The following is a 22,801-nucleotide window of genomic DNA, read 5'->3' on the forward strand; positions in this document are numbered from 1 at the left end:
GAAAATCCATCTTTTTTCAAATAATATATTGACAAAAGCTAACTTTTCTTGTAAAATAAGAAAAAATTAAATACCAACACCGAATGAAGTTTAATAGAAGTGGAGAAAGGTTTGTTTTCCATGACTGTAAATGGACGGAACTCTGGAGAGACCGTAAAGGCACCGAAGGGGCAAGGCAGGAAACTGCTCAAACTCTCAGGTAAAAGGACAGAGCTAGGATAGACCGCTTTTTGGCATTTATCTAGGCATTCCAGAGTACATGTATCTTGCATGTGCTCTTTCTTTTGGGGTTGAAAAGATAGGAGAAGGACATGTTAGAATTGCTTAAAGCGCTTGATGCTTTCGTTTGGGGACCTCCCCTCTTACTGTTATTGGTCGGAACGGGAATCTACTTGACCATCCGACTAGGACTTTTACAGTTAGCTCGTCTCCTCAAGGCCTTTCAGTTGATCTTTACCAAGGACAAGGGACATGGCGATGTGTCGAGCTTTGCAGCTCTTTGTACAGCTCTAGCTGCCACCGTTGGTACGGGAAATATCATCGGGGTCGCGACAGCCATTAAGGTTGGGGGACCAGGGGCCCTCTTTTGGATGTGGATGGCAGCCTTCTTTGGGATGGCAACCAAGTATGCTGAAGGCTTGCTGGCTATCAAGTACCGCACCAAGGATGCAAATGGAGCAGTAGCTGGAGGCCCCATGCACTACATCCTTTTGGGAATGGGAGAAAAGTGGCGTCCACTTGCAATCTTCTTTGCCCTAGCGGGTGTATTGGTAGCCCTTCTAGGAATTGGTACCTTTACCCAAGTCAATTCAATTACAGAATCTATCCAAAATACAGCTCAAATTAATCCAGCTATCACAGCTCTCGTTTTGTCTGTTTTTGTCGCGATTGCAGTCTTTGGTGGCCTCAAATCCATTTCCAAGGTTTCAACAGCAGTCGTCCCTTTTATGGCTATTGTCTATATTCTAGGAACTCTTACAGTTATTCTCTTTAATATCGAGAAAATCCCAGCCACACTTGCTCTCATCTTTGCTTCAGCCTTTAGTCCAGCGGCTGCGATAGGTGGTTTTGCAGGTGCCAGCATTCGGATGGCTATTCAAAATGGTGTGGCGAGAGGAGTCTTCTCTAACGAATCTGGTCTTGGTTCAGCTCCGATCGCAGCTGCTGCGGCTAAGACAAATGAGCCTGTTGAGCAAGGCTTGATTTCCATGACAGGGACCTTTATTGATACATTGATTATCTGTACTCTGACAGGTCTGACAATCTTGGTAACTGGGGTTTGGAGCGGTGATTTGAATGGAGTAGCCCTTACCCAGTCAGCCTTCTCAACAATTTTTTCGCATTTTGGCCCTGCTCTTTTGACTATATTTTTGGTTCTCTTTGCCTTTACGACAATTCTCGGCTGGAATTACTACGGAGAGCGCTGTTTCGAGTTTCTCTTTGGCGTTCGCTTTATCTGGCTCTATCGAGCGGTCTTTGTGCTCATGGTCTTGCTGGGAGGTTTTATCGAGTTGGACATGGTCTGGATTATTGCAGATATCGTCAACGCCTTGATGGCTTTACCAAACTTGATTGCCCTCTTAGTCTTGTCGCCAGTCGTTATTTCCGAAACCAGAAAGTATTTTAAACACTAACCCAATCACACTTTTAGTGTGATTTTTTTCATTTCATAGACATTTCCTATCAAGGCGATTGAAAATATATATTATCCAAAGAAAAAATTCTATGATAGACTAAATGACAATAAAATGAAAAGAGGTTTCTTATGACAAGATTTACCATCCACACAGTAGAATCTGCTCCAGCAGAAGTAAAAGAAGTTCTGGAAACAGTACAAAAAGACAACAATGGCTATATTCCCAATCTGATTGGTCTCTTGGCCAATGCTCCTACTGCTCTAGAAGCCTACCGAACTGTCGGAGCCATCAACCGCCGTAATAGCCTAACCCCAGTTGAGAGGGAAGTGGTGCAAATCACAGCTGCCGTAACCAATGGATGTGCTTTCTGCGTCGCAGGTCACACCGCCTTTTCGATCAAACAAATCCAGATGAATGATGATCTCCTCCAAGCCCTTCGCAATCGCACTCCAATCGAGTCAGATTCAAAACTAGACACCCTAGCCAAGTTTACCTTGGCAGTCATCAATACCAAGGGTCGTGTAGGCGATGAAGCGCTTAGTGAATTTTTAGAAGTCGGTTATACCCAGCAAAATGCCTTGGATGTGGTTCTGGGTGTCAGCCTAGCCAGCCTTTGTAACTATGCTAATAACCTAGCCAATACGCCAATTAACCCCGAATTGCAACCCTATGCCTAGTTGGAATCATGAAGAAAAAAATGAAGGCTGAGTAAACCAGTCTTCATTTTTCTATGCTATTTTAAGCGCTTTTATGCTATACTAATAATAACATGATTATTGGAGGATCGGATGAAAAAACTCCCCTTGGTATTTTCTGGTTGTTTGTTAGGTTTGGCAGGTGCAGGAAACCTGATTGCGGATACTTGGCCTGTGCTATCGCACTTATTTAGTTCGACTGGATTGGTCTTATGGATCTTCTTTCTCCTTTTTCATCTAAGAAATTGGTCTGAAACCAAGCGAGAATTGACCAAAGCCCCTCTCTTATCTGGGATGGCTACTTTTCCTATGGCCGGGATGATTTTATCGACCTATGTCTTTCGCGTATTCCCTGCTCTTCCTTTGGTAGCACAAGGAATCTGGAGGTTTTCATTTCTCTTGGATTTGGCTTTGATTGCTACTTTTACCATCAAATTTGCCTGTCCAGGTCGGAGGGTCAATGCGACTCCTAGCTGGACGGTGCTCTATGTGGGGATAGCTGTGGCAGCCTTGACCTATCCTCTGGTAGGTATTATCGAGATTGCCTATGCGACCTTGAGTTTTGGTTTTGTCTTGACCTTCTATCTCTATCCGCTTATTTATAGCGATTTAAAGAAAACTCCACTCCCACTAGCCTTGCTTGGACAGGAAGGAATCTACTGTGCTCCCTTTTCTCTACTCTTAGCCTCCCTAGTTCGAGTTGGAGGAGCAGGCCTACCGACTTGGCTCTTAATCGTCATGATTTTGGCTTCTCAATCCTTCTTTTTCTTTGTTTTAACTCGCCTGCCTAATATTTTAAAACAAGGCTTTCAACCAGCCTTCTCAGCCCTCACCTTCCCAACCATTATCACAGCCACCTCTCTCAAGATGGCTCAGGGAATTTTGAAACTTCCATTTCTGGATTATCTGGTGTTGGCTGAAACTGTTATTTGCCTCACTATTTTATTCTTCGTATTGGGCGCTTATCTGATTTGGTTACGAAAAAAGGTCTAGCTATTTTCTAGCTAGGCCTTGTTTTTTATGGTTTGATAACTTCAGCTCCACCCATGTATGGACGAAGAGCTTCTGGAATAGTCACAGAACCATCTGCATTTTGGTAGTTTTCAAGAATAGCAGCCACTGTACGTCCAACTGCAAGTCCAGAACCGTTCAAGGTGTGAAGGAGTTTAACTTTACCATCGGCTTCATCACGGTAGCGAATTTGAGCACGACGGGCTTGGAAATCTTCTGTATTTGAACAGCTTGAGATTTCACGGTAGGTATTTTGGGCTGGAATCCAAACTTCCAAGTCGTAAGTCTTGGCAGCTGAGAAGCCCATATCCCCAGTAGAGAGGGCAACGACACGGTACGGAAGATTGAGTTTTTGAAGGATGTTTTCAGCGTTGGCTGTCATTTTTTCTAATTCTTCATAAGATTCTTCTGGTTTGGCAAATTTGACCATTTCAACCTTGTGGAATTGGTGTAGACGAATCAAGCCACGTGTATCACGACCAGCTGAACCAGCCTCAGAACGGAATGAAGGACTCATAGCAGTGAAGTAGATTGGTAGGTCCTTTCCGTCAAGGATTTCATCACGGTAGTAGTTTGTAAGAGGCACTTCAGCTGTAGGAATGAGGACATAATTAGTGTCTTTCAATTCAAAAGTATCTTCTTTGAATTTTGGATATTGACCAGTACCAAACATTGAGTCATGGTTAACAATGTATGGTGTGATGACTTCTGTATAGCCTTCCTTACCATGCTCATCCAACATGAAGTTGTAGATAGCACGTTCCAAACGAGCGCCAAGACCTTTATAGAAGAGGAAGCGAGCGCCTGTTACTTTACCGCCACGTTCCCAGTCAAGGATACCCAAGTCTTCACCAAGATCCCAGTGAGCTTTTGGCTCGAAGTCAAACTCGCGCGGAGTTCCCCAACGGCGAACTTCCACATTGTCATCTTCATCAGCTCCAACAGGAACGCTGTCGGCAGGGATGTTTGGAAGAGTAGTGGTAAATTCTGTCAATTTAGCATCGATGTCTGCCAATTCAGCATCCAAGGCTTTGACTTCAGCAGATAAGGTTTGCATAGCAGCAATCTTGTCACCGGCATTTTCCTTGTTGCGCTTGGCTTGGGCAATCTCAGCAGAAACAGTGTTACGTTCTGCTTTCAAAGTTTCAACCTTAACCAAGATGTCACGACGTTTAGCATCGATTTCTTTCATCTCGTTTAAGACAGCAGCATCTACACCACGTGTAGCCAATTTTTCAGCGACAGCATCAAAATCTGTACGAATTCGTTTGATATCTAACATAAGTCCTCCTTTATATGAAAAAGCACACCTGACAAAGCGTTGGAGTGGCAGGGCCACGGTTCCATCCAACTTCACAGGTGTGCACTTGATTGTGTATGTAATTGTGAACAACGGTAGAATTTCACCTATCCCTCCTATCTGCTCGCAGCATCCGCAGACTTTCTGAAAGAAGGAGATAACCTACTTATCCGTTGCTATGATTATACTAAAGTTTTTACTTTTTTGCAAATAGATTTTTAAGTTTTTGTCCAATGGTCTGGAGTAGAGTCGGAAGTTTCACAACCTTGTCATTTCCTAATTTTTCCCGAGCGATTTTGAGGATAGCTCCAGAGTCTTTTGAAGCAAAGAGGAATTTTCCTTGGTCAGTAAAGACTTCAAAGTGACGACTGATTTTGCGGCCACTTACGTTTGCTCCGATTTGATTGACACTAGACCAGGGGATTTGGATATATTGTTCGACATTGACATCAGGATAAAACTCCAAGGCTTGGTCCCCGACTAGAAATTTTCCAACCTTTCCCGAGATAGAGAGGTAAGATGTCCCAGTAGTTTGCAGGTCAATGACTTTATTGAGAGATTGGGCCATGATTAGTCTTCCTTACTTTCATCGAAAAAGGCATGGTAGAGAGCCTTGATAGCTGCCTTTTCTTGGTCTTTATTGACAACAAACATGATGGAAACTTCACTTGAACCTTGGGACATCATCTGGATGTTGATTTTATTCTCAGACAAAGCACGTGTTGCAGTAGCAGTTACCCCGATATGGCTCTTCATCTTTTCTCCGACAATCATAATGATGGAAAGGTCATGTTCGATCTCTACATGATCCACTTCAGCCTTTTGAACGAGTTGACGTAGAATTTCTTCTTCTTTGATAGGAGTTAATTCACGGGAGCGGAGGATGATTGAAAGATCATCGATACCAGTTGGCATGTGTTCCCATCCGATGTTAAGATCTTCTAGGATTTGTAGAGCCTTGCGACCAAATCCTACTTCACGGTTCATGAGATATTTTGACATGTTGATGCTGACGAATCCTGAGTCACCCGCAATCCCTACTACTGGGAATTTATCACTACTGTGTTCTAAAACAATGCGTGTTCCTGGGTGGTCAGGATTATTGGTATTTTTGATAACCAGAGGGATTTTCCCACGGTAGGCAGGGAGCAGAGCTTCATCGTGAAGGACTGAGAAACCTGCATAGGCCAATTCACGCATCTCACGGTAGGTCAATTCAGGGATAGAGTGCGGTTGGTGAATGATACCCGGATGGGCAGCAAAGATACCGTCAACATCCGTAAAGTTTTCGTAGAGGTCAGCTTTGACACCTGCAGCGATAATGGAACCTGTTATGTCGGATCCACCACGTGAGAAGGTACAGATTTGATCTTCCTTAGTAACCCCAAAGAAACCAGGAATAACAAGGACTTGGTTGCTGTCAGCTAAGCCCTCAATCTTGTCATAACTAGATGGAATGATACGTGCGTTTCCTGGTTCACTTGTGACAACAATCCCAGCTTCTCTTGGGTGAACATAGCGTGCATCAATACCGTTTTGGTTAAAGTAGGCTGCAATCAATTTGGCGTTGTTGTTTTCTCCAGCCGCCAGGAAGGTATCATAGAGAAAGTCATTTTCTTCAATAGGAAGAGTCGCTAAGGCACGGATACTTTTAGAAATTTTCTCTAAAACAGTTGGTTTTAAGCCTAGTTCGCTCACCATAGCAGCATAGCGGTCGATAATCCAATTTTGGCTAGTGCTGATGTCATTTCCGGCCACATAGTCACGATAGTATTTGATTAAGGCATCTGTAACCTTGGTATCCTCAGCATTGCGTTTACCCGGTGCAGAAACAACCACAAAACGGCGCTCTTTATCGCTTTTAACGATATTTAAAACTTTTTCTAACTGACTAGCAGAGGCAAGAGAGCTTCCACCAAATTTTACAACCTTCATAGGGACTCCTCAAGTAAGTATTTTATACGATTATAGCAGAAAAATGAATATATGCCAATATGACAGCTTTTTTTGATACTCTATATTTTGTTTTAAGAACTTTTTAGGAACTTTTTAACTTTTCAAGAGCCATTTCAAACACTGAAGCGGTCTTTTTTTGGTTCGTTTCAGATAGGTGGCTGTATATATCCATGGTCATGGAGATTTTTGAATGGCCTAACCTGGTTTGAATATCTTTATAACCTAGTCCAGCGTTTAACAAGATACTAGCGTGGGTATGGCGGAATGCGTGAAAACCTAGGCTTGGGCAGTCAGCTTTTTTCAAGTGCTCTTTTAAGCGGTATTGCAGGCGGTTAGTTTTTTTGTATTCGTCAAAACTATTAGGGAATACTTTTTGGTAGCTGATACCAATAGTCCGCCCGTTTTCTGCTTGTCTTGCTTTGTAAAGTCTAAGCATGAGTAGAGTTTTTTTGTCAAGATCAAGCGTTCGGATAGCGCTTTTACTTTTGGGGCTATTTAGCGTTCCTAAAAGGTTTAGCGTCTTTGTTACTGAGATAGTCCCGTCTTGTAAGTCAATATCTGACCATTCGAGGGCTAGACATTCCCCAATCCGTAAACCGGTGGCGAGTAGAGTTTTATATAGCACGGTATCGTAAAAATTTTTATAAGTATTGTCCAAACCGTCCAGGTAATCGAGGAATTTTTTTAAATCCGTATCGTTTAGATATTTGATTTTTGTTGGTGTATTTTTGGCTTTGCGTGGTACGATGGTATCCCTTGCAGGATTTGAGGGCAGAGCTTGAAGGACTACACCATACTGTAAAATTCGTTTATTGGTTGAATGCAGTAAGCTATAATTTTTGTAGCCGCAACCGCTGTTATATGCTTGCGCCCAATCGTTGACAACTTTCTGAATAATTGGGGGTGTGAGTTTGTCCAGTTTGTAAGACCCAAAGGCTGGTAAAAGATAATTTTTCAGCATACCTTTATAGACTACCATTGTGTTAGGCTTTACGGTGTGACGGTAACTGTACCACCAGCTTTCGACCAGATCCCCATAGGTCGATAGAGTGGTAGCCTTGTATATTGTCGAGCCCTTCTCTTGAAAATCTATCTGAACTTGTAAGGCTTTGGCTTTTAGCTCTTTTTTAGTGCGTGCTGATACAGTAGTTTTGATTTTTTTTCCTGTTATCTGATCAATTCCCAGATAAACGCTTGAGCGGTAGACTATTGAACCGTCTTTTTTTGTGTATGTGGTTATTTTCATGATGATAAACCTTTCTAAAATACATCAGCAGGCAAGCTATTATTAAAAAGGTTTTAGATTGTGGTTTATATCATACCAGGGCTTCACAGTTTGCCCTGTATTCGATTTTAAAGAGTCAGACGGTAATTTATATATCGGATTGTAGAAAGCGTGTATAGGGCTTTAAGCAAGGCTGATAAAAGATCTTTTTGTTTAGTCGCTCTCTTCCCCTTTCTTATAATCATCAGCAAGGTTTTTATAATACTCGTTATAATCTCTTCTTAAACTATCAATAAATCCAAAAATCAATCCAATCAGAAGTGGACTTAGAATTGTTTCAAGAACAAGTTTAATATACTCGTTGTCTAACGCAAGATATGCACCATAAAAAAGAGCTAATACATAAATGATAATAAATACTAATATTACACGACTCTTTTCTTTTAAAAAAGATTTATTTTTCCTTGTGCTTTTCATGAAATTTGTTCCTTTGAATCATTTTATAACCTATCGAACAAAGAGCGAAGTAAGAGAAGTCACGCGCTTCTGGATTGTTGGACATTGTGGCGCGTGGGTTTAGAATCCTTTCCTCCATGATTCTTTTTCTTTCTTTTGTTCCTCCTTAATCTTAATAGCCATTTTTACTTTTTCAGCCATATCAGAAACCAGATTCTTTATTATCTTTTTATCTTCCTTAGGGAGTATTCCATAATTTAGTAATAACTCTTCTTCATCGGTATATGAAAGCTGATTTACTGCAGATAAGAATGAAGTAAGATTAGAATAATCAGGCTCATCATGACCAGTTATATATCGCTCTTCCAGCACCTTCATTAAATCATCTCCAAGAATAGAATAAACCCTAGCCTTTACATGATTATTTGGATCATCGGGATCCTTTTGGTAAAGTTGATAACTTGCTTCTTGGCTGTCTCTATACTCACTGTGCCCTAACAAGTATCCAACGGATACATTGAATAAGTCGGCTAGCAGTTTAGCTTTTTCGGATCCAATAGAGTGCTTTTCATTTTCCCAATTTGAAATAGTTAGTTTAGTAGTACCTATTTCATTGGATAACTCTTCTTGAGTCAGACCTTTTTCTTTTCGCAATTCTTTCAATCTATTCATAATTTTCGTTACCTTTCATAGTTGATTATACACAAGAGATTTTAAAAAATCAAAGAAAACTATATATTTTTTAAAAATATTGTTGACAAGTAATAAAAAACTATATATAATAAAAATCAGGATATAGAAAACTATATCAACTTTTCCCTCTCCAACCTTTCACACTTTCAATCTATTTATGGAGGGGGATTTTTTTAGAAAGGGGGAAACCTATGAGCAAACTACGAGGCTATCGGGTTATGTTAGGACTAACTCAGCAACAGATGGCGGACAAGCTAAAAATTTCTTTGCAGTCATACAACAACAAAGAATTAGGTAAAACGCTATTCAATGACAAAGAACGCCTAGCGATTAAGTCAATGGTTGCGGAAATCAAATCAGATATAACCATAGATGAACTATTTTACAGTTAGAAAGGAGCGAACCTATCGCAATACTACACTACATTTACAGATTTCTTAAGTGGTGCTTTACCACTGGGGATTGAACTACTCGGAAGAAATTTCCGGCCAGAATAGAAAGGAGCTATCAGGAAATTAAGTCCACAGTATTCAGAAATAAAAAAACACGCCTAGAAAGCGCGTGAGAGCAACAAAAAAGGCTTTGAGAGCGACCAAACTATCAAGCCTTTAACACTATCACTAAAACATAATAAACAAGCAGGCAAGCTGTTATTAAAAGGGTTTTAGTAACGATTTATACCTAGATTATAGCATATTTAGGGCAATTTGACCATACGGAGAGCGCCAACTCTTTAAACTGGTCATCACTACAAGCGTTCGCCAACTTGGGGCAATCGCCCAGCGTTTGGAGTGGTGTCAATCCTGTATAGTAAACGACAATTAAAAGGCCAACGGAGGAAAAATATATGACAGTAAATACTAATGATGTTTTAGTAGATTATGAGGGCTTTTGTGCTCAATTAAGTGATATTCAACTAGTCTTAGAAATGGCTACCATGGAAGATAGTAAACAATCATCAGCTTTGCTCAATACTGCAAACCAAGCTATAAGCAAACTCATTTTAGAACATACTCAACAAGCTAATGACTATAGAAAGAGGCTATGACATGAATGAATTAGATTTGACCAATACACAATCGGTTATCTTTATGGTGGTAGCTATTGGCTTTCTAATCTATCTAAACCACCGAGACCGCAAAAAAAGCGCCAAAATTGAGCGAGAAAACCAACAGACGATAGAAACACCTAGTGAGGATTTAAACCCTTGCTACGGGCGTTATATCCAGCTTTCAGGGGTCAACGTATGGGGAGGAACTGAATGAGTCTATCAGAGAATGATAAGCGAGTATTAAGACTAATCAAGGTAGGGGCTGAGAACTCCATAACAGGGGCGGAAATCAGCCTGACAACCAAGCTAACAGAAAGAACCGTGCAAGATATTATCAGCCGTCTAATCACGCGCCATAGCGTTCCTATTGTTGGGGTTCGCCATGGGACATTTAGAGGATATTTTATCCCAGCTAACAAAGAGGAGCTACTGGACGGAGCAAAAACATTTTACAATCAGATACGAGAAGAAGAAAAGCGCCTAGCGGTGTTGATGAACAGCGACCTAGAAAGCTACAAAGAAACCTTGAAGGGGGTGGGTGGATATGTTTAGTTTAAGCCAAGAAAGTGAGCATGATTTGACGTATGGCATTCTGGAGGTAGTGGAAAGATACCTTGAAGCGCGTGATACAGTCAAACCACGACTGACAGGTTTAATCTCAGCCCAGGAAGTCATGGACGAGTTAGACGTAAAATATAAGACACTCCAAAAGTGGGAAGAAGCAGGGCTAAGACGATACCAGCCCCCACTAGAAGATACTAGGAAGATCTATTATAGAGTTTCTGACTTGCTGAAGTTTTTGGGAGTTGAAAATGGCTAGTTTTGAACGATATCCTGGACAAAGAAAATCTGTCCGAACTACCAACGGCTACACTTGGAAAAATAGACAACTAACTATTGAGCAACGCAAAGAGTTACAACAATTAAAGAAAATGAAAAAGAAACGATTGAAAAACCAGAAAGGATAACTAATGACAGAAATTAAAAAACTAGGACAAGTTCCTGCTGAGACAATAGGGCCATCTGCTAGCATTTTGACAGGATTGTTGAGACGCGGGCAAGTATTGGGTATATCGGCGCCAAGAAGATCCTTAAAGACTAGCGTAGTTATTTCCCTAGCTCTATCTTTAGCTCAGGGGAGTAATTGGCTAGAGTGGAAGAGTAAAAGAGCTTTCAACGTCTTGTATATCAATACGAATCATAAAGAAAACGACTGTTTTAGTAAGTTCATGCAGATTGCCCAACTTTTAGAAGTTGAGCAAAAAGATCTTGACAATATTTCTATCTTAACTCTTCCAAAGTCAACGGCCTTAGAAGATTTGGCCAAGGTTGTAAAAGATAAAGTACCAAACAATGTTTTTCAAGTGGTTATTATTGATAGTATTGATAATTTAAAATTACTACAGTTTGGGGGCTCCTTAGGGGATTATTTACAACAGATTAACCAACACGTAGGCGGTGGCCTGATCTATACACAAAGTCATAGAGATAGACCGAAAGGGACTACGGAAAGTTCAGACTTTGCGCAGTGGTCAGAGTCTCTAGCTCATTGCGATAGCTTGTTGGAATTTTTCAAGATGGAATTAGATCCCGAATTGTTACGCCTAGAGAGGCTAGAAGCCGTCTGGGATTTGGCCAAGAATGTAATGACTACGCACAATAAAAGATATTTTCAGCTAAACGTAACAAATGATTATATCAGTTTTAAAAACAAGAGAGCAACAAGCGAGGATTTACGAAATCATATTGAGGTAGCGCTAGAGCATTTACCTACTGAACAGACACAGGAAATTCTACGACTTTTTGATAACATAGATTTGCCGTTAAAAACGCGAACTTATTGGAGACTTGAAGCGGTCACCTCGGAAGCTGATTACGACGGGGAGAAAAATTTTCTTTTCTACTACCCACAGTTGATAAATGATAAGGAGAAAATATTAGCCTATCACGAACCAGGGTTACCACTTTCCAAAGAACAGAAAGAAAAAGCATGGGCTAATGAAGAAACGAAAGAAAAAGCGACAAACAAATTAAAATCTATGATAGCAAACTTTGAACAGGCGAATAATAGACTACCCAATAAGTCAGAGCTTTCTCGTTTTGCCAAAATCAGCAGACCTACCTTAGACAAATTGATTGATGAATCCGATAATAACATAGTGGTCGTCGATGGAATGATACAAGAAAATCCTGCTTATTAACAACTTTAAATATGTAAAAAGTTGTAAACTTTACAAATGTAAAAGTTGTAAAAAGTTGTAAAAAAAGTGTAAAAATTTTACATGATTTTACACCTTTACAAACGTAAAATTTACAACTCTTTACAACTCATTGTAAAAGATGTAAAATAGTTATTTTTTTACACTTGTAAATTATTAAACATAACTCGAAAAGCGTTGGTGTTATTGGATTTTTTAGGAGTTGTAAATGGTTGTAAACACTTGTAAATTATACAGATGTAAAATAAGGGACATGACTAGAATAGCCTAGCGTCAATTCTAGTTTGTCCAATTTTCGTGAAATGTGGAAGTAAGGAGCAGGAACAGGGGCGATTGAGCTACGCCCCCTGTAACCCTGTCCTTTAACACTTCCACGTTGCGCGGATATATATTGTAAAAATGGAGTAGTGAACTAGTGGTAAAGAAGAGATTAAATAAACGAGTTATCCAAGACAAAAATTTTTTAGCCTTCAAGTCAATGCCCTACATGGAAAATATTGGAGAGGTTATTAAGTGGGCTGGTGAGAACGAACCGATGAGATATATTTTTGATAGAGTAAGAAAGTATTTAGTATTTGATAAAGCTATTTGTAAGTGGCAAGGTAGGAATTATGGAAAGCAGTCCAGGGAGTTGCTTTCTAAAACCCCACGTTTAAGGTACATCACAAAGAGTATATATGAGAAGATGGAAGAAAGTGAATTGGATCTTCTTCCACCACAAAATGGAGGTTCTGCTTCTTATATTTCTGAATGGGAAACTTTTAAAAACAGTGAGCTTGTCCAGACCTTGAAGCATGAAGACAAACTACTAAAATATTTTGTAATTTTAGCTATACAACAGGGGTATATTATTCTCGATAACCGTAAAAAATTTGTTGGTATTGATTATTGAAAAATAGAAAAAGGAGAAACAACATGACACTAAACGGAACACTTGAAGGGGGTAAGGGGCAAGAATACCTTGATAAAATCCTATCCAGGCTGGAGGATGGCTGTATTTTATTCTCAAAACATGGTATAATACAGGTAGTGAAACCAGAGCGACCCCATGCGAATATCTTGCTTAAAATCCAAGATAACGCTGTAGTGATGGTGGAACAAACAACTAAAGAAAAATACTGACTGAAACAATCAGAGGTACACCAATAACCAGGCAATGGTTTGAAGTGGTGTACCTCTTTTTTTAGTTATTGGAAGGAGGAAAGACGATGCAATGGCAGACACATTGACCCCGAAACAAGAAAAATTTATGCTTGCTTTGATGAGTTCGGCGAATATCACCGAGGCGAGCAAAAAAGCAGGGATTTCACGCACGACAGGTAACCGCTACATAAAGGATATTACATTTAGAAAATACTATCGGCAGTATCGGAGCGACCTTATGCAGCAGGCAACAGGTCAGCTACAAAAAGCCAGCACAGAGGCAGTAAATGTACTAAGGCAGATTATGAATGATCCGGAAGCGTCAGAGTTTGCACGGGTACAATCAGCCCAGACCATTCTAAACTATGGCTACAGAAGTCATGAGCTAGAAAATGTGCTGGAAGTGGTCGAGGAACTGGAGGCGAAGTTTAGTGAGAGATAAGAGAGCAATATTAAGGCGTGCTGAAGAATTGCGAACAAAGGTTTATTTGAAAGCAATGCCATCATTTGACGAGCTTATCAACAGTGATCAAGAATTTGAAGATAGTCCTATATCTTTGAAGCTAAAAGATATTTTAAAGCAATTAAAAGTCAATACAGAAGAATTGGAGTAAACATTATGACAGCAAAAAAAGAAATTATTCAAAAAATAACAACAACAGATTTAATTATCAAAGAATTTCAAGAAAAATACAAAGCCATCGCAGAGAGCAAAGAACTTTCAGCTATTGGCATAGAAAACAGGTTGCAAGCAATCCGAAATGAGTACCAAGAGAAATACTCGGCAGCAATCGGAGCAATTTTAACCGCGCTTGATACGGCATTGACTCAATTGGAAAAAAGTTGGAAGAAGTCAACAATTGGTAATCTTGACAATGCAGGCTATCAAGCAGGGTTACAAACAGCCTTGCTTATGTTAAAAAATCCAGAAATAGCACTGGAGGATGCCCAAAATTTAGTATCGCACTATGTAGACGATTATTCAGCTATCGGCGCAATTCGTGGGGTGTTATCTGGACGAGAGGATGAAACAGCCCAGGGTATTCTCAATAGTTTGCCTAGAGACAACCGACAACGAAATCGGGAACTTTTGAATAAATTTAAAGTAAGCCTGGAGTCATCACAAAATAATAATATTGAACACCTTTCAGAGTTTCAATTTTTTGGATGGTTGCAATTTATGGAACGTTTTGAAGATGACTTAACACTAGAAGTTGATTGGTAAAACGAAAAGAAAACGCACGCGCTTCTAATAGCTTCACACCGTCATTATACATTTTTTCTCACGGGAAAATACTTCCCAGGGAATAAATGAACCTCGAGCGAATCTAGAGAAAATACAAAAAGCCAAGGCGCTCCGCCTCAGCTATAATTTCAACACTATTATTATATCGAAAAGGAGTACCAGCGTGAACGTTGAACAGATTGAAAAAAAGCTGAAGAATTGCCAAAAGACAGATGTGCTCATTAAAAAAATGCAATTAAAACTAGACAGTTTAGACCATGGACTTTTAGCTGGATCTAATCAAATTGGCACAAGGGTAACAACTAGTAAAATAAACACTACTGAAAATAAACTACTTGAAACCTTGCAACTTAAAGACGAGGTAATAGAGCAACTCAATGTCCTTGTAAACGAGCGTATAGAAGTCATGGACTTGATAGACCAGTTAGATGAAAATGAGGAGTGGTTAGTATTGACAATGTTATATGTGAATAACCTCCCTTTGGCTCAGATTTGTAGGGAGATGAAGATAAGCAAAGTTAACGTATACAGGATTAGAAACCAGGCTTTAGAAAACTTGGCCAAAGTGAAAAATACTGTTTAGATTTAACCTTACCACAGAATTAGGAGCGTTGATTGAAGGGAGAATACAAGGCAAGTATTCGCACTCGCTCGTTTACTGGGAGAAAAAAGGAAATATAGAGAGCGAGTTTTTTGCGCATGTCTTCGAGGCACAATTTGATGATGAACGCAGAGAAATACTTGAAAAAACCTTCCCTGAGAGTTATAATTATGTTATAAATAAACTAAAGGAGAGGTAGTCATGCGGATTATCGAAAGCTATCAACGTGTAGCAGAAAAAGCAGATACATTCAGCGACATCTTTGGGTATCGATTAGTGGCCCCGATTTTTCCTGTAGCGGCTATCTATGGACCACAAGAAGAGAGTGATATCTTTGAAGTAAAATTGGACAAATGTATCAAAGATCAATACGATTATTTTGCAGATGAGTACGGCTATGATTCGGACGAGAAAAGACGTAGACTGCAACGTGAGAAGCATATATTTTACGATTGTTAATATCACAGAGCGCCGATAAGGTGCTTTTTTGTACTCAAAAACAGGAGGTAAAGAACGGAAGAAATGGTATAATATACCTATCAGCAACCAGCAATTAAAAAAGCACGTTTGACCGTGCTAGTTTCTTGCCTGCTGAACTCATTAAATTATTTTGATAGACTTGAAAAAGTCTATTTTTTGTTCCATTTTTTAGGAACTTTAGGGGGAATCAATGGCAATCTATGTCTATATGTTTATTTTAGTAATTCTTTAAAAACTCAATAAAATCAAGGGTTTAGGGTCTGTAAATTGGTAAAAAGAAAGTTGCAAAAGGTAATATACGATTATAGCAGAAAGAGGGGCTTTTTTCAATGAAGAAAATATCTTCCTATTATAATAGAAGTAAATATTAATTTATTCTGGGAATCGATAAATAGATAAAAAGTAAGAAAGTCAATTTTCCTCAAATTCATAAATGAAGGTAAAATAATCGGCTGAGACACTTTTAATTGATTTTTTCTTGTTCCTTTATCCCAAAAAAGGTATACTTTGATAATGAAATAATTTTATCATCACATAAAAGGAGAAGCTATGAATCATATCCTATACCAGATCGTAGATGATCTAGCTATTATTACTCTGAATCGTCCTGAAGTGGCAAATGGTTTCCACATCCCAATGTGTGAGGAAATCTTAGAAGCTTTGACCTTGGCAGAGCAGGACCAAGCAGTACAGTATATCTTGATTAACGCGAACGGTAAAGTTTTCTCAGTGGGGGGAGACCTGGTCGAGATGAAGCGGGCGGTGGATGAGGATGATATTCCTTCATTGACAAAAATCGCTGAATTGGTCAATACAATTTCCTATAAGATCAAGCAAATACCAAAACCAGTTTTGATGGAAGTAGATGGAGCCGTTGCAGGAGCTGCAGCCAATATGGCAGTAGCGGTTGATTTTTGTATAGCAACAGACAAGGCCAAGTTCATTCAAGCCTTTGTCGGAGTTGGCTTGGCTCCTGATGCAGGAGGTATTCATCTCCTAAGTCGTAGTATAGGAGTAACACGAGCAGCCCAGCTTGCCATGACAGGAGAAGCCCTGACAGCAGAGAAAGCTCTGGAGTGGGGCGTGGTTTATCGAGTCTGTGAGGCAGATAAGCTAGAAAAAACACGAGACCAAGTTCTAAAAAAACTCAGACGCGGTTCAGCTAATTCCTATGCAGCGATTAAAAAGTTGGTTTGGGAAAGCCAATTTAAGGATTGGCAAAACTATGCTGAATTAGAGTTGAAGTTGCAGGAATCCTTGGCTCAAACCGAAGATTTCAAAGAAGGAGTTCGCGCTCATTCAGAAAGAAGACGACCAAAATTTTCAGGAAAGTAAAAAAATACTTGCACTATCTTTTGAAGTTTGATATACTTTCTCTATCAAATGTTTTGATTGTAAAAGTTTTTTTTGAAGAGGAGGGAAAAAGTTTGGACTACCAACGAGTAAATGATTATTTAACATCCATTTTTAATAATGTCCTTGTGATCGAGGAGGTTAGCTTACGAGGTAGTCGATTCAAAGACATCTCCATCAAAGAAATGCACACGATCGATGTGATTGGGAAGTTCCCGGAGGCAACACCAAGCAAGGTTTCAAAGGAACTGATGGTAACTCTTGGAACGGTTACAACGAGCTTGAATAACCTGGAAAGAAAAGGTTATATTGAGCGTATTCGTTCTGATCAGGATAGACGTGTAGTGTATCTGCATTTGACAAAGAAAGGTCGTCTAGTCCACCGCCTTCATAAACGTTTCCACAAGGCCATGGTCGAAAAAATTATCGACGGGATGAGTCCTGAGGAGATGGATGTTATGGGCAAAGGATTGACTAACCTTTATCAATTTTTGGAGGATTTGAAATAATGGCTTTTGCTAAAATAAGCCATGTTGCTCATTATGTACCAGAGCAAGTGGTCACCAATCAAGACTTGGCTCAAATCATGGATACAAGCGATGAGTGGATTTCAAGTCGTACAGGAATTAAACAGAGACATATTTCAAAAACGGAGTCAACGAGTGATTTGGCGACAGAAGTTGCTAAAAGCTTACTGGCTAAGGCGAGCATAAAAGCTGAGCAGATCGATTTTATCATTGTAGCAACGATCACACCTGACTCAATGATGCCCTCTACAGCAGCACGAGTTCAGGCCAACATTGGTGCTAACAGAGCCTTTGCTTTTGATCTTACAGCTGCTTGCAGTGGTTTTATCTTTGCACTTTCAACTGCTGAGAAGTTTCTGACATCTGGACAGTTCAAAAAAGGGATTGTTATCGGTGCTGAAACCTTGTCCAAGGCGGTTGACTGGTCAGAACGATCGACTGCTGTACTCTTTGGGGACGGTGCTGGTGGAGTTCTCTTGGAAACAAGTGACAACCGACACTTCCTTGCAGAGAGTATACACAGTGATGGTGCTCGAAGCGAGTGCTTAACTTATGGGCAAACGACCTTGACTTCCCCCTTCTCTAATCAAGAAGCAGTTCCTGCATTTTTGAAGATGGATGGGCGAGCAGTTTTTGATTTTGCGATTCGAGATGTTGCTAGATCAATCAAGCAGACCATTGACGAAGGTCCAGTAGGGGCATCTGATTTGGACTATCTCTTACTTCATCAGGCCAATATCCGCATATTGGATAAGATGGCTAAAAAAATCGGTGTAGACCGAGACAAACTTCCAGCCAATATGATGGAGTATGGGAATACCAGTGCGGCTAGCATCCCGATTTTACTATCAGAGTGTGTGGATCAGGGGTTGATCCGTGTAGACGGCAGCCAAACGATTCTTTTATCAGGCTTCGGTGGAGGCTTGACCTGGGGCACGCTCATTCTTACAATCTAGGTAATCATGTGGTGAACACATTGTTATAAATTTTTATATTTTAAAGGAGTCCTATCATGGCAGTATTTGAAAAAGTACAAGAAATTATCGTCGAAGAACTTGGAAAAGATGCATCAGAAGTAACACTTGAATCTACTTTTGATGATTTGGATGCAGATTCTTTGGACTTGTTCCAAGTAATCTCTGAAATTGAAGATGCTTTTGACATCCAAATCGAAGCAGAAGATAACTTGAAAACTGTTGGTGACTTGGTTGCCTACGTTGAAGAGAAAACAAAATAAGAGCGAATAAGATATAGAAGGAGTAGGGGAAACCCACTCCCTCTTGTTTAGGTAATAGTTTGAGACTAAAATAATATACTAATCGAACTATTACGTAAGCAAGGACTGATGGAGGCACTATGAAAACACGTATTACAGAATTATTAAACATTAAATATCCAATTTTCCAAGGAGGGATGGCTTGGGTCGCTGATGGCGACTTGGCCGGAGCTGTTTCTAAAGCTGGCGGTTTAGGGATTATCGGTGGTGGAAATGCACCGAAAGAGGTCGTGAAGGCAAATATTGATAAGATTAAAGCGCTGACTGATAAACCTTTTGGTGTCAACATCATGCTCCTGTCTCCATTTGTAGATGACATTGTCGATCTTGTGATTGAAGAAGGAGTCAAGGTAGTAACAACAGGAGCTGGAAATCCAAGTAAATATATGTCTCGTTTCCACGAGGCAGGTATCACAGTCATCCCTGTTGTTCCAAGTGTTGCTTTGGCAAAACGGATGGAAAAAATCGGTGCGGATGCGGTCATTGCAGAAGGAATGGAAGCTGGTGGACACATCGGTAAGTTGACAACCATGACCTTAGCTCGTCAAGTTGCTGCAGCTGTTTCGATTCCAGTTATTGTTGCTGGAGGAATTGCTGATGGTGAAGGTGCGGCAGCAGCCTTTATGTTAGGCGCGGATGCTATTCAGGTTGGTACAAGATTTGTAGTAGCTAAAGAATCAAACGCTCATCCAAACTACAAGGAAAAAATCCTCAAAGCGCGCGATATTGATACAACCATTTCAGCTCAGCATTTTGGTCATGCCGTTCGTGCCATTAAAAACCAGTTGACACGTGACTTTGAGCAAGCTGAAAAAGACGCCTTTAAACAAGAAAACCCAGATTTAGAAATCTTTGAGCAAATGGGAGCTGGTGCTCTTGCCAAAGCCGTTGTTCATGGAGATGTAGAAGGCGGTTCTGTCATGGCGGGTCAGATTGCGGGTTTGGTCTCTAAAGAAGAAACCGTCGAAGAAATCCTAAAAGATCTATACTATGGCGCAGCCAAGAAAATTCAAGAAGAAGCCTCTCGTTGGGCAGGAGTTGTAAGAAATGACTAAAACAGCCTTTCTATTTGCCGGTCAAGGTGCTCAATATCTTGGGATGGGACGAGACCTCTATGACCACTATCCTATCGTCAAGGAAACCATTGACCAAGCCAGTCAGGTTTTGGGTTATGACCTTCGTGATTTGATTGATAAGGAAGAAACCAAGTTAAACCAGACTCGCTATACGCAGCCAGCTATTTTAGCGACTTCGGTTGCTATTTACCGACTATTGAAAGAAAAGGGTTATCAGCCGGATATGGTAGCAGGACTGTCCCTCGGGGAATATTCTGCTTTAGTAGCTAGCGGAGCCTTGGACTTTGAAGAGGCAGTTGCCTTGGTTGCCAAGCGTGGTGCTTATATGGAAGAGGCGGCACCTGCAGGCTCTGGAAAGATGGTAGCCGTTCTTAATACTCCAGTTGAAGTGATTGAGGAAGCTTGCAAAACTGCTTCTGAAGTCGGTATAGTCACTCCAGCTAACTACAATACTCCAAGCCAAATCGTCATTGGTGGTGAAGTAGCTGCAGTTGACCGAGCGGTCCAACTCTTGCAAGAAGCAGGAGCTAAACGATTGATCCCCCTAAATGTGTCGGGTCCTTTCCACACAGCCCTTCTAGAGCCAGCTAGCCAACAGCTAGCTGGGGCTCTTGAGGGGATTAGTTTCTCAGACTTTATTTGCCCTCTAGTCGGCAATACAGAAGCTGCAATCATGGAAAAAGATCGAATCCAAGAGCTTTTGACGCGTCAGGTGAAGGAACCGGTTCGTTTCTACGAAAGTATCGCAGTCATGCAGGATGCTGGTGTGACCAACTTCATTGAAATTGGTCCAGGAAAAGTCTTGTCAGGCTTTGTCAAAAAGATTGATAAAACAGCTCAGCTAGCCAATGTTGAAGATTTGGCAAGTTTGGATGCTTTGCTGGGAAACTAGTAATCCCTTCTCCCACAAATACAACAGGAAACAGGAGAACAGAATGCAACTAAAAAATAAAAATATCTTTGTTACAGGTTCAAGTCGGGGTATCGGACTTGCTATTGCTCACAAATTTGCTCAACTAGGAGCCAATGTGGTTCTGAATAGTCGTGGAGCAATCTCAGAAGAATTGCTGGCTGAGTTTTCAAACTACGGTGTCAAGGTGGTGCCAATCTCAGGTGATGTGTCAGACTTTGCAGATGCAAAACGCATGGTGGAACAAGCAATCGCAGAACTTAGTTCGGTTGATGTCTTGGTAAACAATGCTGGGATCACTCAAGATATGCTCATGCTCAAGATGACCGAAGAAGACTTTGAAAAAGTGCTTAAGATTAATCTGACAGGGGCTTTTAACATGACGCAAGCTGTCTTGAAACAGATGATTAAGGCGCGTGAAGGTGCGATTATCAACATGTCCAGTGTGGTTGGTCTGATGGGAAATATCGGACAAGCCAACTATGCAGCTTCTAAAGCAGGTTTGATTGGTTTTACCAAGTCAGTAGCACGAGAAGTTGCCAATCGCAATGTACGCGTAAATGCTCTTGCACCAGGAATGATCGAGTCAGATATGACAGCTGTTTTGTCTGATAAGGTCAAGGAAGCGACATTGGCACAAATCCCAATGAAACATTTTGGACAAGCAGAACATATCGCAGATGCTACAGTGTTCCTGGCTGGGCAGGATTATTTGACTGGACAAGTTCTCGCTGTTGATGGCGGACTTAGCATGTAAAAAATAAGGAAAGATATAGGTAAGACAGATGAAACTAAATCGAGTTGTAGTAACAGGTTACGGATTGACCTCTCCTATCGGAAATACTCCAGAAGAATTTTGGAACAGTTTGCAAACTGGAAAAATTGGAATTGGAGAAATCACTAAATTTGATCACAGCGAATTTGCTGTGCACAATGCGGCAGAAGTTCAAGATTTCCCGTTTGATAAATACTTTGTCAAAAAAGATACCAACCGTTTTGATGATTATTCTTTGTATGCCTTGTATGCAGCGCAAGAGGCAGTGACACATGCCAACCTTGATGTAGAAACGGTTGATAAAGATCGTTTTGGTGTCATCGTTGCTTCCGGTATCGGAGGTATCAAAGAAATCGAAGATCAGGTTATCCGCCTTCATGAAAAAGGTCCAAAACGCGTTAAACCAATGACACTTCCAAAAGCCTTGCCAAATATGGCTTCAGGAAATGTTGCGATGCGTTTCGGAGCATACGGTATTTGTAAATCAATCAATACAGCCTGTGCCTCATCAAACGATGCCATTGGGGATGCCTTCCGTTCTATTAAGTTTGGTTTCCAAGATGTCATGCTAGTTGGTGGATCAGAATCATCAATCACTCCTTTTGCTATCGCTGGATTCCAAGCTTTGACAGCTCTATCAACTACAGAAGATCCAACTCGTGCTTCTATTCCGTTTGACAAAGACCGTAATGGTTTTGTCATGGGAGAAGGTTCAGGGATGTTGGTTCTTGAAAGCCTTGAACACGCTGAAAAACGTGGGGCAACTATCTTGGCTGAAGTAGTTGGCTATGGTAATACCTGTGATGCTTACCATATGACTTCACCTCATCCAGAAGGTCAAGGTGCAATCAAGGCTATGAAACTGGCTTTGGAAGAGGCAGAAATTTCTCCAGAGCAAGTAGCATATGTCAATGCCCATGGAACGTCAACTCCTGCTAATGAAAAGGGAGAAAGTGGTGCTATTGTAGCTGTTTTTGGTAAAGAAGTACCAGTATCTTCAACCAAGTCCTTTACAGGACACTTGCTTGGAGCTGCAGGAGCGGTAGAGGCGATTGCTACCATCGAAGCCATGCGTCATAACTTTGTTCCAATGACAGCTGGTACAAGCGAGTTGTCAGACTATATCGAAGCCAATGTCGTTTATGGACAAGGCTTGGAGCAAGAAATTCCT

General features: G+C 40.6%; 31 protein-coding genes and 1 riboswitch. Of the genes, 25 read left to right on the forward strand and 6 right to left on the reverse strand.

What is annotated here, in order from left to right:
• The first annotated feature begins 132 nt into the window (after positions 1-132).
• Positions 133-221, forward strand: a riboswitch (glycine riboswitch).
• A 90-nt stretch (positions 222-311) separates the two neighbouring features.
• From SORDD24_RS04865 to SORDD24_RS04875, 3 genes are all read left to right on the forward strand, one after another.
• Positions 312-1,634: an alanine/glycine:cation symporter family protein gene (locus tag SORDD24_RS04865; protein WP_061408133.1), complete on the forward strand. Its 1,323-nt coding sequence runs from the start codon at positions 312-314 to the stop codon at positions 1,632-1,634.
• A gap of 131 nt (positions 1,635-1,765) precedes the next feature.
• The gene (locus SORDD24_RS04870) at positions 1,766-2,314 is read left to right on the forward strand and encodes a carboxymuconolactone decarboxylase family protein (protein ID WP_000196656.1); all 549 of its coding nucleotides are present in this window, start codon (positions 1,766-1,768) and stop codon (positions 2,312-2,314) included.
• A gap of 111 nt (positions 2,315-2,425) precedes the next feature.
• Positions 2,426-3,325 carry a TDT family transporter gene (locus SORDD24_RS04875; protein WP_061408135.1) on the forward strand — a complete coding sequence of 300 codons (900 nt, stop codon included), beginning with the start codon at positions 2,426-2,428 and terminating at the stop codon, positions 3,323-3,325.
• A gap of 25 nt (positions 3,326-3,350) precedes the next feature.
• On the opposite strand, the gene serS is transcribed toward SORDD24_RS04875, so the two are convergent.
• The 6 genes from serS to SORDD24_RS04905 all read right to left on the reverse strand — a co-directional run bounded on the left by serS (position 3,351) and on the right by SORDD24_RS04905 (position 8,952).
• Positions 3,351-4,625 carry a serine--tRNA ligase gene (serS, locus tag SORDD24_RS04880; RefSeq protein WP_061408138.1) on the reverse strand — a complete coding sequence of 425 codons (1,275 nt, stop codon included), beginning with the start codon at positions 4,623-4,625 and terminating at the stop codon, positions 3,351-3,353.
• 214 nt (positions 4,626-4,839) lie between these two features.
• A complete protein-coding gene (locus SORDD24_RS04885; RefSeq protein WP_000079374.1) occupies positions 4,840-5,211 on the reverse strand; it encodes a DUF956 family protein in 372 nt (123 codons plus the stop codon).
• Positions 5,212-5,213: 2 nt separating this feature from the next.
• Entirely contained in the window at positions 5,214-6,578 is a 1,365-nt protein-coding gene (locus SORDD24_RS04890) for an aspartate kinase (RefSeq protein WP_061408141.1), read from the reverse strand.
• A gap of 103 nt (positions 6,579-6,681) precedes the next feature.
• On the reverse strand, positions 6,682-7,845 hold the full coding sequence (locus SORDD24_RS04895) for a tyrosine-type recombinase/integrase (RefSeq protein WP_061408144.1): 1,164 nt from the start codon (positions 7,843-7,845) through the stop codon (positions 6,682-6,684).
• Positions 7,846-8,037: 192 nt separating this feature from the next.
• The gene (locus SORDD24_RS04900) at positions 8,038-8,301 is read right to left on the reverse strand and encodes a hypothetical protein (RefSeq protein WP_061408147.1); all 264 of its coding nucleotides are present in this window, start codon (positions 8,299-8,301) and stop codon (positions 8,038-8,040) included.
• 99 nt (positions 8,302-8,400) lie between these two features.
• Positions 8,401-8,952 (reverse strand): helix-turn-helix transcriptional regulator, encoded by a 552-nt coding sequence (locus SORDD24_RS04905; protein WP_061408150.1) that lies wholly within the window; start codon positions 8,950-8,952, stop codon positions 8,401-8,403.
• A 212-nt stretch (positions 8,953-9,164) separates the two neighbouring features.
• Between SORDD24_RS04905 and SORDD24_RS04910 the strand changes: the two genes are divergently transcribed.
• From SORDD24_RS04910 to fabF, 22 genes are all read left to right on the forward strand, one after another.
• Positions 9,165-9,365 (forward strand): helix-turn-helix transcriptional regulator, encoded by a 201-nt coding sequence (locus SORDD24_RS04910; protein WP_061408153.1) that lies wholly within the window; start codon positions 9,165-9,167, stop codon positions 9,363-9,365.
• 455 nt (positions 9,366-9,820) lie between these two features.
• Complete coding sequence (locus tag SORDD24_RS04915; protein ID WP_061408156.1) at positions 9,821-10,021, forward strand: hypothetical protein; 201 nt, start codon at positions 9,821-9,823, stop codon at positions 10,019-10,021.
• 1 nt (position 10,022) lies between these two features.
• Positions 10,023-10,238 carry a hypothetical protein gene (locus tag SORDD24_RS04920; protein WP_061408159.1) on the forward strand — a complete coding sequence of 72 codons (216 nt, stop codon included), beginning with the start codon at positions 10,023-10,025 and terminating at the stop codon, positions 10,236-10,238.
• Entirely contained in the window at positions 10,235-10,576 is a 342-nt protein-coding gene (locus tag SORDD24_RS04925; RefSeq protein WP_061408161.1) for a hypothetical protein, read from the forward strand. The genes SORDD24_RS04920 and SORDD24_RS04925 overlap by 4 nt, the downstream gene beginning before the upstream one ends.
• The gene (locus tag SORDD24_RS04930) at positions 10,569-10,844 is read left to right on the forward strand and encodes a DNA-binding protein (protein WP_061408164.1); all 276 of its coding nucleotides are present in this window, start codon (positions 10,569-10,571) and stop codon (positions 10,842-10,844) included. The genes SORDD24_RS04925 and SORDD24_RS04930 overlap by 8 nt, the downstream gene beginning before the upstream one ends.
• Positions 10,837-10,992, forward strand: coding sequence for a hypothetical protein (locus tag SORDD24_RS11300; RefSeq protein ID WP_196757272.1), 156 nt, complete (start codon positions 10,837-10,839; stop codon positions 10,990-10,992). The genes SORDD24_RS04930 and SORDD24_RS11300 overlap by 8 nt, the downstream gene beginning before the upstream one ends.
• A gap of 3 nt (positions 10,993-10,995) precedes the next feature.
• Positions 10,996-12,225 (forward strand): AAA family ATPase, encoded by a 1,230-nt coding sequence (locus tag SORDD24_RS04935; RefSeq protein WP_061408167.1) that lies wholly within the window; start codon positions 10,996-10,998, stop codon positions 12,223-12,225.
• A 505-nt stretch (positions 12,226-12,730) separates the two neighbouring features.
• Complete coding sequence (locus SORDD24_RS04940) at positions 12,731-13,135, forward strand: hypothetical protein (RefSeq protein ID WP_231082577.1); 405 nt, start codon at positions 12,731-12,733, stop codon at positions 13,133-13,135.
• Between the two features lie 23 nt (positions 13,136-13,158).
• Positions 13,159-13,365, forward strand: coding sequence for a hypothetical protein (locus SORDD24_RS04945; protein WP_061408173.1), 207 nt, complete (start codon positions 13,159-13,161; stop codon positions 13,363-13,365).
• Between the two features lie 91 nt (positions 13,366-13,456).
• Complete coding sequence (locus SORDD24_RS04950) at positions 13,457-13,828, forward strand: terminase small subunit (RefSeq protein ID WP_155720121.1); 372 nt, start codon at positions 13,457-13,459, stop codon at positions 13,826-13,828.
• Positions 13,818-14,000 (forward strand): hypothetical protein, encoded by a 183-nt coding sequence (locus SORDD24_RS04955; RefSeq protein WP_061408176.1) that lies wholly within the window; start codon positions 13,818-13,820, stop codon positions 13,998-14,000. Before SORDD24_RS04950 ends, SORDD24_RS04955 begins: the two co-directional genes overlap by 11 nt.
• A 5-nt stretch (positions 14,001-14,005) precedes the next feature.
• The gene (locus SORDD24_RS04960) at positions 14,006-14,611 is read left to right on the forward strand and encodes a hypothetical protein (protein ID WP_061408179.1); all 606 of its coding nucleotides are present in this window, start codon (positions 14,006-14,008) and stop codon (positions 14,609-14,611) included.
• Between the two features lie 184 nt (positions 14,612-14,795).
• Positions 14,796-15,215, forward strand: a complete 420-nt coding sequence (locus SORDD24_RS04965; RefSeq protein WP_231082680.1) for a DUF1492 domain-containing protein — start codon at positions 14,796-14,798, stop codon at positions 15,213-15,215.
• A 219-nt stretch (positions 15,216-15,434) separates the two neighbouring features.
• Positions 15,435-15,692, forward strand: coding sequence for a hypothetical protein (locus SORDD24_RS04975; protein WP_061408186.1), 258 nt, complete (start codon positions 15,435-15,437; stop codon positions 15,690-15,692).
• A 570-nt stretch (positions 15,693-16,262) separates the two neighbouring features.
• Positions 16,263-17,048 (forward strand): enoyl-CoA hydratase, encoded by a 786-nt coding sequence (locus SORDD24_RS04980; protein WP_061408189.1) that lies wholly within the window; start codon positions 16,263-16,265, stop codon positions 17,046-17,048.
• Between the two features lie 92 nt (positions 17,049-17,140).
• A complete protein-coding gene (locus SORDD24_RS04985) occupies positions 17,141-17,575 on the forward strand; it encodes a fatty acid biosynthesis transcriptional regulator FabT (protein ID WP_061409500.1) in 435 nt (144 codons plus the stop codon).
• Positions 17,575-18,549, forward strand: coding sequence for a beta-ketoacyl-ACP synthase III (locus SORDD24_RS04990; protein WP_061408192.1), 975 nt, complete (start codon positions 17,575-17,577; stop codon positions 18,547-18,549). Before SORDD24_RS04985 ends, SORDD24_RS04990 begins: the two co-directional genes overlap by 1 nt.
• Positions 18,550-18,605: 56 nt before the next feature.
• Positions 18,606-18,830 (forward strand): acyl carrier protein, encoded by a 225-nt coding sequence (locus SORDD24_RS04995; protein WP_000257839.1) that lies wholly within the window; start codon positions 18,606-18,608, stop codon positions 18,828-18,830.
• A 119-nt stretch (positions 18,831-18,949) separates the two neighbouring features.
• Positions 18,950-19,924 (forward strand): enoyl-[acyl-carrier-protein] reductase FabK, encoded by a 975-nt coding sequence (fabK, locus tag SORDD24_RS05000; RefSeq protein ID WP_061408195.1) that lies wholly within the window; start codon positions 18,950-18,952, stop codon positions 19,922-19,924.
• On the forward strand, positions 19,917-20,837 hold the full coding sequence (gene fabD, locus SORDD24_RS05005; protein ID WP_061408199.1) for an ACP S-malonyltransferase: 921 nt from the start codon (positions 19,917-19,919) through the stop codon (positions 20,835-20,837). The genes fabK and fabD overlap by 8 nt, the downstream gene beginning before the upstream one ends.
• 43 nt (positions 20,838-20,880) lie before the next feature.
• On the forward strand, positions 20,881-21,612 hold the full coding sequence (gene fabG, locus SORDD24_RS05010) for a 3-oxoacyl-[acyl-carrier-protein] reductase (RefSeq protein WP_061408202.1): 732 nt from the start codon (positions 20,881-20,883) through the stop codon (positions 21,610-21,612).
• 28 nt (positions 21,613-21,640) lie between these two features.
• On the forward strand, positions 21,641-22,801 hold a 1,161-nt coding region (fabF, locus tag SORDD24_RS05015; protein ID WP_231082681.1), incomplete at its 3' end, for a beta-ketoacyl-ACP synthase II.

Origin of the sequence: Streptococcus oralis, from assembly GCF_001579175.1 — a bacterium.
Taxonomy (GTDB): Bacteria; Bacillota; Bacilli; order Lactobacillales; family Streptococcaceae; genus Streptococcus; species Streptococcus oralis_O.